The following is a 15842-nucleotide window of genomic DNA, read 5'->3' as shown; positions in this document are numbered from 1 at the left end:
CCGCTTTATTTATTTCAGTTACACCTGAAATACACCCACCCGCAACTCCTCTTGCACCGGATTCTGCGCGCACGCTTCCAAGGCCCGGATCAATCGCTCCCGAGTTTCGTCCGGCGCGATGATCTCGTCCACCCATAGCCTTGCCGCCGCGTATTTCGGGTCGAGTTCGTGATCGTACTTGGCCTTGATCTGGGCGTACAGTTCCTGCAGTTCCTCGTCGTCCGGTTCGTGCCCGGCGCGCTTGAGGGCCGCGAGCTGGATGTCGAGCAGGGTCTTGGCGGCGGCGTTACCGCTCATGACCGCGTACTTGGCGCTCGGCCACGCGAAGATAAAACGGGGCGCGTAGGCCTTGCCGTTCATGGCGTAATTGCCCGCGCCGTAACTGCCCCCGGTGATAATGGTGATTTTCGGAACGACGCTGTTGCTCACGGCGTTCACCATCTTAGCGCCGCGCCGGATGATGCCTTCCTGCTCGCTGTCCCGGCCGACCATGAAGCCGGTCACATCTGAGAGGAACACCAGCGGGACGCCCGCCTGATTGGCATCGAGAATGAAGCGGGCGGCTTTGTCCGCTGCGTCGGCATAGATGACCCCGCCGACCTCGATGCGGCTGCTCAGGCCCGGTATTCCGCCACTTTTGAGCTTCTTTTTGATGACCGTGCGCTGATTGGCCACAAAGGCAACCGGGAAGCCTCCGACCCGCCCGAAACCGCACACGATGGTCTGACCGTAGTCGGCCTTGAATTCGTTGAATGGGCTGGTGCCGTCCTGGGGCGCGTCGACCAGCCGCAGGATCAGCTCACGCACGTCGTAAGGCTTGCTGCCGTCAAAGCTGACAAGTTCCGTCACGGCGCCTTGTGACGCCGTCGGGCCAGCTTCTCGTCGCCGTCGGGCCCAGGGAGCGACCTCACCTTGAGCGTACATTCCTGCCAGACCGCGCACGCGCTTCAGGGCGTCCTCATCGGTTTTTTCCTTGTAGTCGACGGTCCCGGCAATCTCGGCGTGCATGCTGGCGCCTCCCAGCTCTTCGCTGCCCACCACCTGTCCGATGGCTGCCTTGACAAGCGCGGGCCCGGCCAGATAAAGCCCTGAGCCTTCCGTCATGATCAGGGTGTCGCACATGACCGGCAGGTACGCGCCACCTGCAACGCAGTTGCCCATGATGGCGGCAATTTGCGGCACGCCCAGCGCACTCAGGCGGGCATTCAGGTAAAACACCCGCCCGAAGTCGTCCTGGTCAGGGAAAATTTCGTCCTGCATCGGCAGGTACACCCCGGCCGAATCGACGAGGTACACCACCGGCAGCCGGTTTTCCAGGGCTATGGTCTGCGCCCGGATGACCTTTTTGGCGGTGATCGGGAAGAATGCGCCAGCTTTGACGGTCGCGTCATTGGCGACGATCATCCACGGACGGCCCTCGATGGTGCCGATGCCGGTGACGGTGCCTCCACTGGGACAACCGCCCGCTTCCTGGTACATCTCCCAGCCTGCGAAGGTCATCAGTTCGTTGAAGAATGCACCTTCATCCACCAGTTGTGCGATGCGCTCGCGCGCGGTCAGGCGGCCCTTGTCATGCTGGCGTTGTGCCGCTTTGCTGCCACCACCCGCCCGAACGCGGGCGAGATCGGCCTTGAGCTGGTCAAGCGCGTCCTGCCACGCGCTGGTCGTCTGGGTCATGCCAGGAGTCTAACAAAGGTTTGTTTGTTTTGTCCTGGCTTGGCCGGGGTAGAGCTGTCAGTGATCAGATAGGCTCGCGTATCTGTCGGCACACGCAAGCTTCAGGATACTTTTACCAAAATTGCAGCCTCGCTGCTGAATACCTGCGACGGGACAGGAAACCAATCGGAACGGCGCGAAACATTTGCTTGCGTGGGCTATACTCAGCTTACTTATGGCAAGCGATGCCAAGAACCGCCCCGTATATGTTATTTCGGTCGCGGCGGAACTGGTGGACATGCACCCACAGACCTTGCGGCTGTACGAGCGCAAGGGCCTGATCCGGCCCGGACGCTCCAGCGGCAAGACGAGGCTCTACAGCGAGCGCGACATCGAGCATCTGCGTGAAATCCGCCGTTTGACCCAGGAACTCGGCGTCAACCTCGCCGGTGTCGAGGAGGTCATGCGCCTGCAATACGAGCTCGATGACCTGCAAGACCAGTTCGAAGGCGAAATCGAGCGCCTGGAAAGCGAGCTGCAAGACCGCATTCATCAGGAGCGCGCCCTGCCGAGCGGAGACCCGGCGTCACTCGACCCCATCGACCGCCCCGTGTATGTCATTTCGATTGCGGCGCAGCTGGTGGACATGCACCCACAGACCTTGCGGCTGTACGAGCGCAAGGGCCTGATCCGGCCCGGACGCTCCAGCGGCAAGACGAGGCTCTACAGCGAGCGCGACATCGAGCATCTGCGTGAAATCCGCCGTTTGACCCAGGAACTCGGCGTCAACCTCGCCGGTGTCGAGGAAATCATGCGCCTGCGCCACGAACTCGACGGGGCGCGCTACCACATGGAAGGCGCCATCGAGCGAATTCAGCACGATCTGACCGACCGCATGACCCAGTGGCGGGCCCTTCCGGTCGGTGAAACCGAGCCAGGCCAGGACGATGGGACCGAAGACGCGGCATTGGAGTTGCCCATCCGGCCCGGCCCGGCGCGGTCACGCGGCGGGCAGTGACTCAGGCGCCGACCGAGGTGGAGCGAACCGGCGCGGAGGTCGCTGTTTTACGACGTGACAAGACGCGACGCTGTTTTGCCGCCCTGCTCGCACCGGGAAGCGAACAGGGACGATCGAGATGAGCGCCGCCCTGTGGGTCATGGGCGATATTCACGGTGAGCATGACCGCTTCTGTGCATTGCTGCGGCGCGGGGGCCTGCTGGACGAACACGACCGCTGGTTGGGCGCGGACGCCTGCCTGGTGTGTCTGGGTGACTACGTCGACCGTGGCAGGCAAGGCGTCCGGGTGATCGAGCGGCTGATGAGCCTGGAGCAGCAGGCCCGGCAGTCCGGCGGGCAGCTCCTCAGCCTGCTGGGCAACCACGAGGTGATGCTGCTGGCCGCGCGCCGCTTCGGTGAGTCCTGGCGTGACGCCAAGGGGCGGACGTTTCTGGAGCGATGGCGACACAACGGCGGGCAGACGCGTGATCTGTTGAATTTAACGCCTGCCCTGCTGGCCTGGCTGGTCGGGCGTCCCGCTGCTGTCCGGGTGGGCTCTTACCTCTTCATGCATGCCGACAGCCGTCTGCTGCTGCGTCACGGGTCAGACCTCGATTCCGTGAACAGCGCCTTCAGCCACCTTCTGGCAAGCAGCGATCCTCTCGTGTGGGACGCCCTGATCCGCGAGTTTGCCGAGCGGGATGCCTTTCGGGGCCCCGAGGGTGCGTCGGTGGTGGGGGAGCTGCTCGCTTCCTATGGCGGCGAGCGGCTTGTGCACGGACATACACCCATCGCGTACGTGCTGGACGTGCCGCCTCCGGCCGTGCAGAGTCCTCTGCTGTACGCGGATGGGCGCGGCCTGAACGTGGACGGCGGGCTGGCGTATCATCCCCGCGCCGGATTTCTGGTGCGTCTGGGCCCACTGGGAATCGAGCAGATCGTTTCTTTTGCGGCCGAGCCCGGTGAACTGCTGCCTGCCTGAGGGTGGCCCGACCGGCTGCGGGTTTTACCGGCGCGGCATGGCTGACTTGGCCGCTATGCTGCGCAGGTGACACGAGATGAACTTCGGTCCGTTCCCGAGCAGCTGTTCACTCCTCGTCTGCTGCTGCGCGCACCACGCGCAGGCGACGGCGACGCCATCTGCGCCGCGGTTCGGGCTTCCCTGACCGAGTTGAAACCCTGGATGGTCTTCGCGCAGGAAGAGCCCGAACCGGCGCGCTTCGAGGCGAACGTCCGTCGTGCCCAGGCGAATTTCGTGCTGCGTCGGGAGTTGCGCTACCTGCTGTTTCTGCGTGACGGAGAAGCGTTTGTCGGAGTGGCCGGCCTGCAGCACATCGATTGGGGCGTGCCCAAATTCGAGATCGGCTACTGGCAGGATTCCCGCTTTTCCCGCCAGGGCCTGATGACCGAGGCCGTCGGTGCACTGTGTGAGATGGCGCAGGGCGCGCTCGGTGCCCGCCGCCTCGAAATCCGGTGTGACGCCCTGAACCTGCGCAGCCAGGGCGTTCCGACGCGGCTGGGCTTCGAGCTTGAGGGGCGCCTGAGAAATGAGGACGTGGCCGCCGACGACCCATCGAGGCTGCGTGACACCCTGGTGTTCGCGCGGGTGCAGTGACACCGCGCGTCCCTGGTATCATCCGCGCATGACCTCGCTTCCTCCCCTGAACGATGCGCTCGACGCTGCACGCGCCGACGCCGAGCTGTTCGACTTTCTGCGTATTCCCTCCGTCTCCGCCGACTCCAGGCGCAAGGGTGACATGCTGCGCGCCGCCGAGTTTCTGCAAAGCAAGCTCGCCTCCCTGGGTTTCACGGCCCGCGTCGACCGGACGGCCGGGCACCCGGTGGTGTACGCCGAGCGCGTGGCGTCACCGGAGAGACCCACGGTGCTGATCTACGGACATTACGACGTGCAGCCCGAAGCGCCCGAGGGCGAGTGGCTCAGCGACCCCTTCGAGCCCACCGTGCGTGACGGGCGCATCTACGCGCGCGGCGCCACCGACGACAAGGGCCAGGCCTACGCGCACGTGCAGGGCGTGGAGCTGCTGCTCGGGCAGGGCGACCTGCCCGTCAACGTCAAGTTCCTGCTCGAAGGCGAGGAGGAGGTGGGCAGCCCGAACCTCGAAACCTACCTGCGTGAACGTGCCGAGGAGCTTGCCTGCGACGTCATCGTGATCTCGGACGGCTCGCGCTTCGCCAGGGACGTGCCCACCGTCACCTACGGCCTGCGAGGTCTTTCCTACATCGAGGTGCACGTGCAGGGCGCCAACCGGGACCTGCATAGCGGCAGCTACGGTGGGGCCGCGCCCAACCCGATCAACGCGCTCGCGCAGATCATCGCGCGGCTCAAGGACGAGCAGGGACGCATCACCATCCCCGGTTTTTATGACTCTATTGCGGAACTGACCGAGCAGGAACGCGCGATGTGGGCGCAGCTGCCGCACAGTGACCAGGAGTTCGCGGCCTCGATCGGCGTCAGTGCGCTGCCAGGCGAAGCGGGGTACAGCACCCTGGAACGTCTGTGGGCCCGCCCGACCCTCGACGTGAACGGCATCTGGGGCGGCTATCAGGGCGAGGGCAGCAAGACGGTCATCGCCGCCAAGGCGGGCGCCAAGATCAGCATGCGCCTCGTGCCCGGACAGGACCCAGCGCGCATCACCAAGCTCGCGCAGGACTACATCACCTCGCTCGCGCCGCAAGGAGTCAGCGTCAAGGTGATTGACCATCACGGCGGTCAGCCCATCGCCATGGACCTCGATTCACCGTACATCGCGGCTGCCGACCGCGCCCTGCAGCGCGTCTACGGCAAGAAGGCCGCTTTCGGTCGCACGGGCGGCTCGATTCCCATCGTGGCGAGCTTCCGCGCCATTCTGGGCGCGCCCGTGCTGCTGGTCGACCTGGGCCTCAACGAGGACGCCCCGCACTCCCCCAATGAATCGTTCGCGCTGGAGGACTACCACAACGGCATCCTGACCAGCGCGTACCTGCTGCAGGAGTTGGGCGCGGACGAGACTTCTCAGTCCGGCTGAATCTGGGGAAGTTTGCCGGCAAACGGGCTGTCTGCAGCAGGACGGTTCGGCTGAGGCCGGAGAAGTGCTGGCCGCTGTGTGGGCCGGGACGTCCGCGCCTATGCTGGCTTTTGAGCGGCATTACGCCTTAATGCGCTCGTGATTTGACCGCTGTTGCCGGGCGCTTTGCTTTTGCACCAGATTCAATGTTGGAGGTCCACATGTCCGATCCCGAATCCCCATCGCCGAATCCTGGGCCTCTGGCGGCTTCCGGGGCTTCGGGTTTCGGTCCGGAGCGTTCGCTCAGCGTCACCTGGTTTGATCCGCAGGTCAGTGCACGCGCCCTGCCCACCATGAGCGGGCTCGATTTTCTGCAGGCCATCGGGCGGGGAGACCTGCCAGAGCCGCCGATCTTCCGGCTGCTGGGCATCCGCCCGGTCACGGCACTACAGGGCCGAGTCGAGTTTGTCTTCACTCCCGACGAGCGGCACTACAACCCTATCGGCAGCGTGCATGGCGGCGTATTCGCGACCCTGCTGGATTCGGTGATGGGCTGCGCGGTGCATACCGCACTGCCCGCCGGGGTGGGTTACACCACGCTGGAGCTCAAGACCAACATCCTGCGGCCCCTCGGCGTGGACAGCGGTGAGGTTGCCTGCGTCGGAACGATCATTCACGTGGGCGCGCGCACCGCGACTGCGGAGGGCCGCATGCACGATGCCCGTGGCAAGCTCGTCGCGCACGCCACCACCACCTGCCTGATTCTGCGCCCTGACCGGACCTGAATTCGGTGCATTAACACGACCCGCAGAAGGAGAACCCGTGAAACAGCCCCTGATTGACCCTGAAGTTCAGCACCTGATGGACCAGATGGGTCAGCGGCAAGACGAAACGCTCATGCGTACTCTGGGCATCGAATTCGTCGAGGTGTCCAAGGAACGCGTGGTGGCCCGCATGCCCGTCGTCCGGCGGGTGCACCAGCCTTTTGGTCTGCTTCACGGCGGGGCTTCGGTGGCGCTTGCGGAAACCGTGGCGTCGGTGGGCGCGTGGCTCAACGTCGCCGAGCGGGGGCAGGGCGCGGTTGGCCTGGAGATCAACGCCAATCATCTGCGAGGGGTTCGCGAGGGCGAGGTCACCGCGACCGCCACTCCCTTGCATCGGGGCCGCAGCACTCATGTCTGGAACATCGAGATCGTGAACGGGCAGGGCCAGCGTATCTGCAGCTCCCGCTGCACCCTGGCCATCGTGTTAGCCAGCCAGGACGATTGATCGGCGACAAACTGCCTTCCAAGACCAAAAGGGCTGGCTGTTACTCTCTGTGCGGTGCCCTGCAAGGTAGGGTCGCTCATGGACTACGTGCGGCTGGGCAAGAGCGGTCTGAAGGTTTCGCGCATCTGTCTGGGCACCATGACCTACGGCGACCCGAAATGGCGCGACTGGGTGCTGGGAGAAGAAGAAAGCCGGCCCTTTGTGCAGCGCGCACTGGAGCTGGGGGTCAATTTCTTCGACACCGCTGACATGTATTCGGTCGGGCGCAGCGAGGAGGTGGTGGGACGCGCCCTCCGGGACTTTGCCCGCCGCGAAGAGGTGGTCATCGCCACCAAGGTCTTCAACCCCATGGGAAAAGGACCCAATGATCGTGGATTATCCCGCAAGCACATCATGGACGCCGTGCACGCCAGCCTGAAGCGTCTGGGCACCGATTACATCGACCTTTACCAGATTCACCGCTTCGACCCCGAAACACCGCTCGAAGAGACCTTGCAGGCGCTGCACGACCTGGTCAGGCTCGGCATGGTGCGCTACATCGGCGCGTCAAGCGGTCTGGCCTACCAGTTCGCAAAGAGCCTGTACCTGGCCGACCTGCACGGCTGGACGCGCTTTGTCAGCATGCAGAACCACTATAACCTCGTCTACCGCGAGGAAGAACGCGAGATGATGCCGCTCTGCTGCGAAGAGGGCGTCGGCGTGATTCCCTGGAGTCCGATCGCGCGTGGCTTTCTGGCCGGCAACCGCAAAGGTGGTGAAGCGCAGACCGTGCGGGCCCGGTCGGACGCTTTTGGTGAGCGGCTGTACCGCACCGAGGGCGACTACCAGATCGCCGAGCGCACGGTCCAGGTCGCGCAGCAGCTCGATGTGTCCTCGGCCCAGGTCGCGATTGCCTGGCTGCTGCAACAGGAAGGCGTGAGTGCCCCCATTGTCGGCGCGAGCAAGATGCACCATCTCGACGAGGCGGTGGACGCGCTGAGCGTGCGCCTCTCCGACGAGAACCGCCGGTTTCTCGAAGAGCCGTACCAGCCTCATCCGGTGCTCGGCATCTGAGCCCTCGAAAGGATGGAGCTAAAGCTGAAATGACCTGCAAAGGGCGGGCAGGACAATCAAGCGATCGACGCCGCGTCTTGGGACACGGGGACTTGTAACCGTCCTGCGCTTGATTTCCGCCCCCATCTGAGATAGCCTTCTGAACGCTGGAGAGGTGTCCGAGTGGTTGAAGGAGCACGCCTGGAAAGCGTGTATACGGGCAACCGTATCGAGGGTTCGAATCCCTCTCTCTCCGCCAAAATGTCGTGTTGCCGAAGCCCGTGCGAAAGTGCGGGCTTGTTTTTCTGTTTCACGGGGGCCGCCGCATTCCGCTCGCCCAATCCGCCCGAAGAAGACGCCATCCACACAGTTGCTCTTCGTGTGGCCGGCGCGCAGCAAGGTAAGGTCGGATCACCCGAGCTGGCATTGTCCGTGACGCTGTGCAGCGCCGCCATTAAGGTCGTTTCCTGCGGCTGGCTTGTCAGCTCATTCGCCTGCTTGATGCGGGTACCTTCGGTGGCCATTTTTCAGCACACAACAGCATGACCGGTCATGAAAAGTCTGCCCCAGTGGCCTCCATGAGGTGTTGAGGGACAGTAAGACTGATCTTGAAGCAAATTTCAGAAGGTAGTGGGTTGCCCATAGTTACAGGAGCACTTTTCTATGCTGGACCCAGGACAGCAATCATTGTCCGTGGAGGTGAATATGACTTGGATTATTGCCATTCTCGTCGGCGCGCTGGCAGGCTGGTTGGCCAGCATCATCATGAAGACGGACGCCCAACAAGGCGCGATTGCCAACATCCTGATTGGTATTTTCGGGGCCATGCTGGGCCGTTGGATTTTTGGTGACCTGCTGGGCATCGGTTCGGCAGCGGGAACAAGCGCCACTCAAGGCTTCAGTCTCTGGAACATTCTCTGGAGTATTGTCGGTGCGGTTGTGCTGATCGCCATCCTCAAAGCCCTGCGCGTACTGCGCTAAGCGAAGGAACCTGAGAACGGCGGCCCGTGTGGGCCGCCGTTTGTTCCTTCCAGCGGGGCACGCCAAAGGGGTGGACCCGAGGAGGGTCCACCGAGGATCAATGTTGCTCGTGACAAGTCGTGCACTCTCAGCGTGCGCCGTTCAGATCAGGTCACGCTTTACCTTGATCGGCGGCGTCACCCAAAAGCATACGTCCGGCCCCGGATGCCACAGAACATCAAGCACACCAAGCCGAGAGCGGCGTTGCTTTCAGGCGCCCAGGGAGTCGTACACTTCGTGGTTCGTGACCATTGGTTTCAGGTAAGGCCGCTCGGGCTGGTCGAGGCTGGACATGAGGCTGGCGAGTCGGCTTTCGAGGTCACACAGAAGCTGGCGCAGGTGTTCGGGACGCACACCGGGTGCGTGCAAGGCGTCGCCGAGAGCGGCGTCAATATCATTCAGTTCGCACAGAACGCGACCGAGCGTGTCTTCGTCGAGATAATGCTCGGCGACAGAACGCGAAGCGAGTGTCAGCGACTGGTAAAGCTGATGCAGGAGAACGTGTGTCGCCGTATCCATTGCTGTAGGCTACGAAAGTTATTTCCCGTGTAGGTACGAAGCCACTAATCCAATGCCAAGCCAGGGTTAACCAACGTCGCGGATGAGCCAAGAAACCGCGGTCCCTCAAATATTGGGACCGCAAAACCAGTAAAATTAAAATTTTCAACTACCAGCTGAGGCGCTCTGCCTGGCAGTATTAAAAACCCTGTCGCAGACGCCGCGGTGAGTCTGAGGTTCATTCATATTGAACGCTCACGTCAGTTCCACGTCAGGATCGGACCCTGATCGAGGTTGGCCTGTCACCAGTCGGCGTTCAGTGGCGGGGCGGCCAGTGTGGCGGCTATTCGACGAGTTGCGCTAAACTGGGCCGGTTGCCGGCGTGTGAAGCACGTGCGGGCGGAGCGACTCTGACGTCGCGCGGAGCGCAGCGAGGATTTCATGACGAAGGCACACATCATCACCTACGGGTGTCAGATGAACGAATACGACTCTCACCTGGTGGAAAGCCAGCTGGTGTCCCTGGGCCTGGACATGGTGGACAACGTCGACGCGGCAGATTTCGTACTGGTAAATACCTGTGCTGTTCGGGGAAAGCCGGTCGACAAAGTGCGCACGGTTCTGGGCGACCTGCGCAAGCAGAAGCACTCGCGGGGTCTGGTGGTCGGCATGATGGGTTGTCTCGCGCAACTCGAGGAGGGCCAGCAGATCGCCCGAAAATTCGAAGTGGACGTGTTGCTCGGGACGGGCAGTCTGCTCGATATCGGTGAGGCGCTGTCATCGAACGGACGTTTCTGGAATCTGGCTTTCAAGGACGAGATCCACGATCACATTCCGCCGCCGCCGCAGGGCAAGCTGCAGGCCCACCTGACAATCATGCGTGGCTGTGATCACCACTGTACGTACTGCATCGTGCCAACCACACGCGGTCCGCAGGTCTCGCGCACGCCCGAGAGCATTCTGCGTGAGCTGCACATGCAGCTGGAGGCAGGAGTGCAGGAGGTCACGCTGCTCGGGCAGAACGTGAACGCCTACGGCATCGATCAGGGCAGGCGCGTGCCCGGAATTCCCAGTTTCGCCGAATTGCTGCGCCTGGTGGGCGACACCGGCGTGAAACGCATCAAATTCACGACCTCACACCCCATGAACTTCACCGAGGACGTGGTACTCGCGATGCGCGATACACCCGCCGTGTGTGATTTCATTCACCTGCCGGTACAGTCGGGTTCCTCGCGGGTGCTGCGCCGCATGGCCCGCGAGTACAGCCGCGAAACGTACCTGGGGCACGTCGAGACCATCAAGAAGCACCTGCCGAACGCCGTGCTCTCCACCGACATCATCGTCGGCTTTCCCGGAGAAACAGAAGCAGACTTCCAGGAGACCCTCTCGTTGTACGACGAGGTGGGGTACGACAGTGCCTTCATGTTCATCTACAGCGCGCGTCCGGGCACGCCCAGCTACCGGCACTTTGAGGATCTGCCCCGCGAAGTCAAGACCGAACGCCTGCAGCGCCTGATCGAAAAACAAAAAGAATGGTCGGCACGCAAGAATGCCGCCTACGTCGGTCGCCATGTCGAGGTGCTGCTGCGCGGTGACGCCTACGATGCCAACTTCCTTGAGGGCCATACCCGGGGCAACCACCCGATCGTCGTGCCCAAAGCTGTGGGCGCCACGGGCGCAGGCATCTACACCGCCCGCATCGAGCACGCCACACCGCACACCATGTACGGCAAGCTGCTTGGATTGGACGGACAGGTGCTCCCAGAGCTGCCCAGGTTCAATCCTGAGGCGGCGGCCCTGAGCGCTCCCTTGCCGATGCTGTAAGCCGCGGTGAGCAACAGGACCGGGACTACCCGGTCCTGTTGCTCACCGCGTTCGCTGGAAGACTGCGGTCACGTGCGCTTAATAACAGCGTGCGTGAGATGGTGTCTGACAAGGGTTCGTAATTCAGGATCAAGGTCAGCAGGTGACCGAGCGTATCCACCAAGTGCCCTTTGGTGCACTTACGTTTCTTTGTACCATCGTACCCCACGCGATTCCCGCTTTTCGGCGTGCTCTGCAAGGTGCGACTGTCGATGATGATCGCGCTCGGCTCGGCCCCTTTGGCTGGCTGGAGTCGGGAGAGATCCGCAGGTCATGCAGCATGTTCTCAAAGCACCCCGCTTCCAACCTCCGCTTTGCTTGCTGCCGGACGATCTCGCTGGGTGGGAGGTAGTCTCACTGGACGCCGGTGCAGACCACGTAGAGCAGAGCGTTCAGGACTTCGTGCAACATCGTGTTTGCTTTGCAGGACGTACCCTGGAAGTGCCGCCAGTACCGGCGCCTGAAGTGGTACCTGTCGTCGAGGTCGCTGGGATAGGCGCGGCACGCCTCATGTTGTTACCCTCGCCCCGCCCTTTCTGAGTACGAGCCCCATCCATGCATCCTCTAGAGCAGCTCAGCTGCCAGCTGCTGCAGCGAGGTCGTCCTCCAAGGCCTTGAAAGTGATCGCTGCTGCCAGTATTGCAATTTCGCCTGGTGCCTCACTGCTGAGGACTACGTCTTTCCCTTCAAAGCGGCCACCAATTCTGCCGCACCATTCGCTTGATTTTTGCGTGAGCTGCAGGTCATGTCCGAGTTTCGTTCCGCCAAGGCGCCCTGTCGCCGTGGAATCGTGCAGGTCGATGCGCAGGTCTGCTCCGATGACGTCACCGCCAAGTCGAATTTCGATGCGCTCGGGTGTCAGTATTCCTTTGACATCGAAGCCGGAATTGCGTCCACCGACACGGCCTTGTACTCGTCCGTGTTCGATGCGGAGGTTGACGTCACTTCCGGACAGGGCGCCTCCTATCCGTCCTTTAAGTTCCTGCGCGCTCCAGATGAGGTTGAGGTCGTATCCAGCGGATTTACCTCCGACGCGTCCCGTGATGATGTGCATGTCTTCTCTTTTCTGGCGTTGGAAGGTGACGGTGGTGCGGGTGACTCCAGCAACTTTCCAGCCTGGATTGAGCCAGGCTGCGGCTTGCGAATGCCCAGTTGAGCTGTTGCTCCACCAGGCACGATGTTTTTTGGCAGATGCAGGGAGGGTGAAGCCAAGCAGGTTTTCAATATCCGCAAAGCTCAGCGTGAGAACGCTGTCGTCACTGTCGCTCAGGTACTCACTGAGAGGAAGGTATTTGCGGGTGGCGAGGGGGAGCGGGGGTGCTTGTTTAAGGCCGAAGAGTTGAGGGAGCAGGGCAAGGAGCTCTTCGGGTGTGAGGGCGGTGCGCCCTTCGGTGTCAAGAAGGGTATGCTCGTCTTCTTTGAGTTGGACTTTGAGAGTTCGCATGCCTTACTGTAGTTACTAGTAACGGAGACGTCAATACTAGTTACCATAAATCGGTTGAACGCTGTACCAGATGAAAGTTGCTCAATCTGCTGCCGCCTGATCAGCCCTCGCTAAGTTCTAGCCCCTCGCTGGTACCCTCTGGGTCGTTCGTCATTTCACGCTGACGCGAAGCGGGTCGGCGGGGATAAACACCATCTCGTCGTTCAGAAAACCCTTGGCCCAGACTTCAATCATGTACTCGCCTGCAGGAAGATTGAGCGTGCGTGAGAGCGTGACCGATCCCTGAGCTGGAACGCTTTCGCTGCGCAGTTCCTGGGTGCAAAAGCGCGGTTCGCCTGCCGGATAAACCACTTCCCGACTGCCGACCCGCAGCACGCGGACGTGTGGCGCGGTGGCGCACTCCTGAGCACTGCTGCGCCCGAACGACACGGTCTGTACCATGGTGCTGCTGTTTCGAAGCGTCAACGAGACGTTCACCCCCTGCGCGGCGGAGGCTGTTCGGGGCGCCGCACTCTGCGCGCTCAGTGCAGTGGCAGACTGCGCTCCCTGTGCCAGCACCGGAAAGAGGAGAAGCGTGCAGGCCATTGCCCGCGCCGACCTGAGAAATTGAGTCATGCTCTAGATGGTACGCCGCCTTGGTGACACGGTCCTGACGGCTACTCAGCGCCGTGGCAATGTCTGCGCGCGGTAGAAATCCTCGAGGCCGCGCGCAAGGGCGTCGGCCAGACGCTCTTGTCCGCTGGCCGACATCAACAGGCGCAGGTTGTCCGGGTCGGTCAGGTAAGCGGTTTCGATCAGTACGCTCAACTGGGCGCTGGGCCGCGTGAGTGCCAGGTTCTGGTAGTGAATGCCGTCATTGCCGACTTCGGGAACGCGCTGCAGCAGCGAGGCCAGCAGGGCGTCGGCCAGTGGTCGCGCCTGAGGCCAGTAATAGTAGACGCCCGCTCCCCGGTACCGTTTGGGGTCGACACCGTCGGGCAAGGCGTTGGCGTGCACCGAAAGCAGCACCTCGGCACCTTCGTTCTCAGCCTGCAGGGGACGAAGGTACAGCGGGACCGTGAGGTCCGCCGTGCGCGTCATGGTGACCGTGGCCCCAAGCGAGCGCAACTTCTCGGCCAGCCGCAGTGAGAGCGGCAGCATCAGGTCCTTTTCATTGACACGCAGCGCTCCTGCTCCGCCGCTTTCGGAGCCACCGTGCCCAGGGTCGATCAGGATCCGCCGACCTTCCAGTGGCCTCGGGGGCGACACGGTTGGAGGGCCGCGCAGTTGTACGACCAGGGTGGTACCGTCGAAGAAGGTCGTGTAACCCCACTGCTGCGGCCCAGCCAGTTCGATGCGAATCCGCGCGACACCGTCTTGCTCCTGGACCCAGCGAACGTCACGCACCACGGTGTCCGGAAAGGCCGAGACGATGGCGTCCACCTCCGCCCGCGTCTGGTAGAGGCGCACGTCGAGGTGCTGGTCATATCTGCCGGAGGTCTGCTCGACCGTGAACGGAACCCGGTCGGACAGCGGCACACGAATCTGGACGAACTCGGCTCCACCCTCAGGGACCCTGCGGGTCTCGATGCGTGAAAAGGATACGCGTGGCAACGGCGCGCCGGGCAGCAGGCGCACCTGCGATTTGAGCAGGTTCACGGTCTGCCCGGGAGCCAGCTGGGCGCGGTACGTATTGCCTTCCTCGCCGATCACCGTGAACTTCATGCCGTTTTTGAGAAAGACGATAAAATTTCCGCCAGCCCCATGGCGCGCCACTGCCGTGCCGGCATTCACCCCACGTCCAACGTCCTCCACTGTCACGATGCCGGTACGCGCTTCCCCGCCAACGCTGAGCGTTCCGGGAGCGCGGGCGCTGGCACGCCCCTGGTCCGCTCCGGTCAAGGTGACGGTGATGACGGCGTCTTGAAGGGAAATTGCTCCTGGAAGAACAAGGCTGCCCTCGTACAGACCTGGTGGGAGAGAAGTGCTTCCAGGAAAATCGGTTGCCGTTCGCTCGCGCATGGGGAAGGGTCCCAGTGAACCCAAGCGGAAGCTCGCCTGCCCTCCCGGCGAACCGCGAAAGGAGACGGTGACGCTTTGATTGCCGAGTGCAGGTCCGTACCACCGCACGTCGGTGATGGGTGTCACGCTGTCCGGCGCGATGGCCGTGGGCTTGGCCGCCAGCACCTGTGGCGGTACCGAACGCACCGGATACGTCCGTACGCTTCGCTCGGGGCCCAGCGTGCTTTCCAGTCGCAGCGTGTTGAGTCCTGACCGCAGGGGCAACCACTCGATGAACAGCCCGTCGGGGCCGGTGTTCACCACCCGGCCGTCGATGCGAAGGCTCGCGCCTGGCGGAACCGAGCCTTCGAAGAGCACGTGATCGAAGGGCACCGAATGGTTGATCGGCGGGTAGGCGACGTAGATGTCCGGCGGAGCGGCCAATGACGTGCCCAGGGAAAACAGCGCCGACCACAGTGTGCTGCGGTACATGCCTCAGTCCTGCCAATCGGTTTTCGGTGTGAATGGACGGATGAACGGCAAGTGGCAGCGGCTTCCGGCGTCTATGAGTCTCCTCAGTACCGGTAGTGCCACTCGGCACCCAGGCCAGCGTTGAGATGATTGGTCATCGGGTAGGAACGAAGCCCACCGCGCAGCGCGAACGCGCCAACCACCGGAAAATGCAGTCCGACCTCGACGTAAGGACGAGGATTCCTGAACAGGCCCTCGAACGCGACTCCACCGCCCAGATAGGCGTTGAGGTTGGTATCGGTGATCCGCACGTTGCGCGCCATGGCGCCCAGGGAAAACTCGTTGGCCGTGGTGCGGTAAGGCCGGTGCCAGCCGCCTTCGATCGCTACCGTTGTGCCGCCCGCCAGGGAAAACAGCCGAACGCCCCCCGAGGCTCCGTAACCGAACAGCGTCAGGTTTGCGCTGGCCCACATATCGGTGGCCTGCGCCTGTCCAGCCAGGAAGAGCGCCGATATGAGCGTCAGACCGCAACGCTTGACTTTCCTCATGGAGGGCATCTGTCATGAGTGTTTCAGTCCGGAATGGGAGAGGGCTTAGTGGGCGCTAA

15 protein-coding genes and 1 tRNA gene are annotated in these 15842 nt (G+C 62.7%); 10 read left to right on the top strand and 6 right to left on the bottom strand.

Annotated features, from left to right (window positions below):
- Nucleotides 1-18: 18 nt before the first annotated feature.
- Complete coding sequence (locus tag DEIPE_RS02085) at nt 19-1677, bottom strand: acyl-CoA carboxylase subunit beta (protein WP_015234332.1); 1659 nt, start codon at nt 1675-1677, stop codon at nt 19-21.
- A gap of 214 nt (nt 1678-1891) precedes the next feature.
- Here DEIPE_RS02085 and hspR point away from each other — a divergent pair, with 214 nt between their 5' ends.
- The 9 genes from hspR to DEIPE_RS02040 all read left to right on the top strand — a co-directional run bounded on the left by hspR (nt 1892) and on the right by DEIPE_RS02040 (nt 8940).
- A complete protein-coding gene (gene hspR, locus DEIPE_RS02080) occupies nt 1892-2674 on the top strand; it encodes a heat shock protein transcriptional repressor HspR, fused homodimer type (RefSeq protein WP_015234331.1) in 783 nt (260 codons plus the stop codon).
- 118 nt (nt 2675-2792) lie between these two features.
- Entirely contained in the window at nt 2793-3635 is an 843-nt protein-coding gene (locus DEIPE_RS02075; RefSeq protein WP_015234330.1) for a metallophosphoesterase, read from the top strand.
- 66 nt (nt 3636-3701) lie between these two features.
- On the top strand, nt 3702-4268 hold the full coding sequence (locus tag DEIPE_RS02070) for a GNAT family N-acetyltransferase (RefSeq protein ID WP_015234329.1): 567 nt from the start codon (nt 3702-3704) through the stop codon (nt 4266-4268).
- 28 nt (nt 4269-4296) lie between these two features.
- The gene (locus DEIPE_RS02065; RefSeq protein WP_015234328.1) at nt 4297-5679 is read left to right on the top strand and encodes a dipeptidase; all 1383 of its coding nucleotides are present in this window, start codon (nt 4297-4299) and stop codon (nt 5677-5679) included.
- 200 nt (nt 5680-5879) lie between these two features.
- Nucleotides 5880-6443 carry a PaaI family thioesterase gene (locus tag DEIPE_RS02060; RefSeq protein ID WP_015234327.1) on the top strand — a complete coding sequence of 188 codons (564 nt, stop codon included), beginning with the start codon at nt 5880-5882 and terminating at the stop codon, nt 6441-6443.
- Between the two features lie 37 nt (nt 6444-6480).
- Complete coding sequence (locus DEIPE_RS02055) at nt 6481-6927, top strand: hotdog fold thioesterase (protein ID WP_015234326.1); 447 nt, start codon at nt 6481-6483, stop codon at nt 6925-6927.
- Between the two features lie 78 nt (nt 6928-7005).
- The gene (locus tag DEIPE_RS02050) at nt 7006-7980 is read left to right on the top strand and encodes an aldo/keto reductase (protein ID WP_015234325.1); all 975 of its coding nucleotides are present in this window, start codon (nt 7006-7008) and stop codon (nt 7978-7980) included.
- Nucleotides 7981-8128: 148 nt separating this feature from the next.
- Nucleotides 8129-8218: transfer RNA gene (locus tag DEIPE_RS02045), tRNA-Ser, on the top strand.
- A 446-nt stretch (nt 8219-8664) separates the two neighbouring features.
- A complete protein-coding gene (locus DEIPE_RS02040) occupies nt 8665-8940 on the top strand; it encodes a GlsB/YeaQ/YmgE family stress response membrane protein (protein ID WP_041231088.1) in 276 nt (91 codons plus the stop codon).
- 249 nt (nt 8941-9189) lie between these two features.
- Here DEIPE_RS02040 and DEIPE_RS02035 read toward each other — a convergent pair whose 3' ends face one another.
- Entirely contained in the window at nt 9190-9498 is a 309-nt protein-coding gene (locus DEIPE_RS02035; RefSeq protein WP_015234322.1) for a hypothetical protein, read from the bottom strand.
- Between the two features lie 420 nt (nt 9499-9918).
- Here DEIPE_RS02035 and miaB point away from each other — a divergent pair, with 420 nt between their 5' ends.
- On the top strand, nt 9919-11301 hold the full coding sequence (gene miaB / locus DEIPE_RS02030; protein ID WP_015234321.1) for a tRNA (N6-isopentenyl adenosine(37)-C2)-methylthiotransferase MiaB: 1383 nt from the start codon (nt 9919-9921) through the stop codon (nt 11299-11301).
- 613 nt (nt 11302-11914) lie between these two features.
- On the opposite strand, the gene DEIPE_RS24640 is transcribed toward miaB, so the two are convergent.
- The 4 genes from DEIPE_RS24640 to DEIPE_RS02005 all read right to left on the bottom strand — a co-directional run bounded on the left by DEIPE_RS24640 (nt 11915) and on the right by DEIPE_RS02005 (nt 15783).
- Nucleotides 11915-12784, bottom strand: a complete 870-nt coding sequence (locus DEIPE_RS24640) for a DUF7662 domain-containing protein (protein WP_015234320.1) — start codon at nt 12782-12784, stop codon at nt 11915-11917.
- Between the two features lie 150 nt (nt 12785-12934).
- Nucleotides 12935-13399, bottom strand: coding sequence for a hypothetical protein (locus DEIPE_RS02015; RefSeq protein WP_041230640.1), 465 nt, complete (start codon nt 13397-13399; stop codon nt 12935-12937).
- Nucleotides 13400-13444: 45 nt separating this feature from the next.
- Nucleotides 13445-15256, bottom strand: a complete 1812-nt coding sequence (locus DEIPE_RS02010) for an N-acetylmuramoyl-L-alanine amidase family protein (RefSeq protein ID WP_015234318.1) — start codon at nt 15254-15256, stop codon at nt 13445-13447.
- A gap of 83 nt (nt 15257-15339) precedes the next feature.
- The gene (locus tag DEIPE_RS02005) at nt 15340-15783 is read right to left on the bottom strand and encodes a hypothetical protein (protein ID WP_015234317.1); all 444 of its coding nucleotides are present in this window, start codon (nt 15781-15783) and stop codon (nt 15340-15342) included.
- Nucleotides 15784-15842: the final 59 nt, after the last annotated feature.

Origin of the sequence: Deinococcus peraridilitoris DSM 19664 (assembly GCF_000317835.1) — a bacterium.
GTDB lineage: Bacteria > Deinococcota > Deinococci > Deinococcales > Deinococcaceae > Deinococcus_A > Deinococcus_A peraridilitoris.
Note: the sequence above shows the minus strand (reverse complement) of the source record. Positions and strands in the feature narration are given on the sequence as shown.

Coding starts and splice junctions, on each gene's coding strand:
- DEIPE_RS02050 (WP_015234325.1), top strand. CDS start 7,006: ATGGACTACGTGCGGCTGGGCAAGAGCGGTCTGAAGGTTTCGCGCATC.
- hspR (WP_015234331.1), top strand. CDS start 1,892: ATGGCAAGCGATGCCAAGAACCGCCCCGTATATGTTATTTCGGTCGCG.
- DEIPE_RS02085 (WP_015234332.1), bottom strand. CDS start 1,677: ATGACCCAGACGACCAGCGCGTGGCAGGACGCGCTTGACCAGCTCAAG.
- DEIPE_RS24640 (WP_015234320.1), bottom strand. CDS start 12,784: ATGCGAACTCTCAAAGTCCAACTCAAAGAAGACGAGCATACCCTTCTT.
- DEIPE_RS02035 (WP_015234322.1), bottom strand. CDS start 9,498: ATGGATACGGCGACACACGTTCTCCTGCATCAGCTTTACCAGTCGCTG.
- DEIPE_RS02065 (WP_015234328.1), top strand. CDS start 4,297: ATGACCTCGCTTCCTCCCCTGAACGATGCGCTCGACGCTGCACGCGCC.
- miaB (WP_015234321.1), top strand. CDS start 9,919: ATGACGAAGGCACACATCATCACCTACGGGTGTCAGATGAACGAATAC.
- DEIPE_RS02015 (WP_041230640.1), bottom strand. CDS start 13,399: ATGACTCAATTTCTCAGGTCGGCGCGGGCAATGGCCTGCACGCTTCTC.
- DEIPE_RS02075 (WP_015234330.1), top strand. CDS start 2,793: ATGAGCGCCGCCCTGTGGGTCATGGGCGATATTCACGGTGAGCATGAC.
- DEIPE_RS02010 (WP_015234318.1), bottom strand. CDS start 15,256: ATGTACCGCAGCACACTGTGGTCGGCGCTGTTTTCCCTGGGCACGTCA.
- DEIPE_RS02060 (WP_015234327.1), top strand. CDS start 5,880: ATGTCCGATCCCGAATCCCCATCGCCGAATCCTGGGCCTCTGGCGGCT.
- DEIPE_RS02040 (WP_041231088.1), top strand. CDS start 8,665: ATGACTTGGATTATTGCCATTCTCGTCGGCGCGCTGGCAGGCTGGTTG.
- DEIPE_RS02005 (WP_015234317.1), bottom strand. CDS start 15,783: ATGAGGAAAGTCAAGCGTTGCGGTCTGACGCTCATATCGGCGCTCTTC.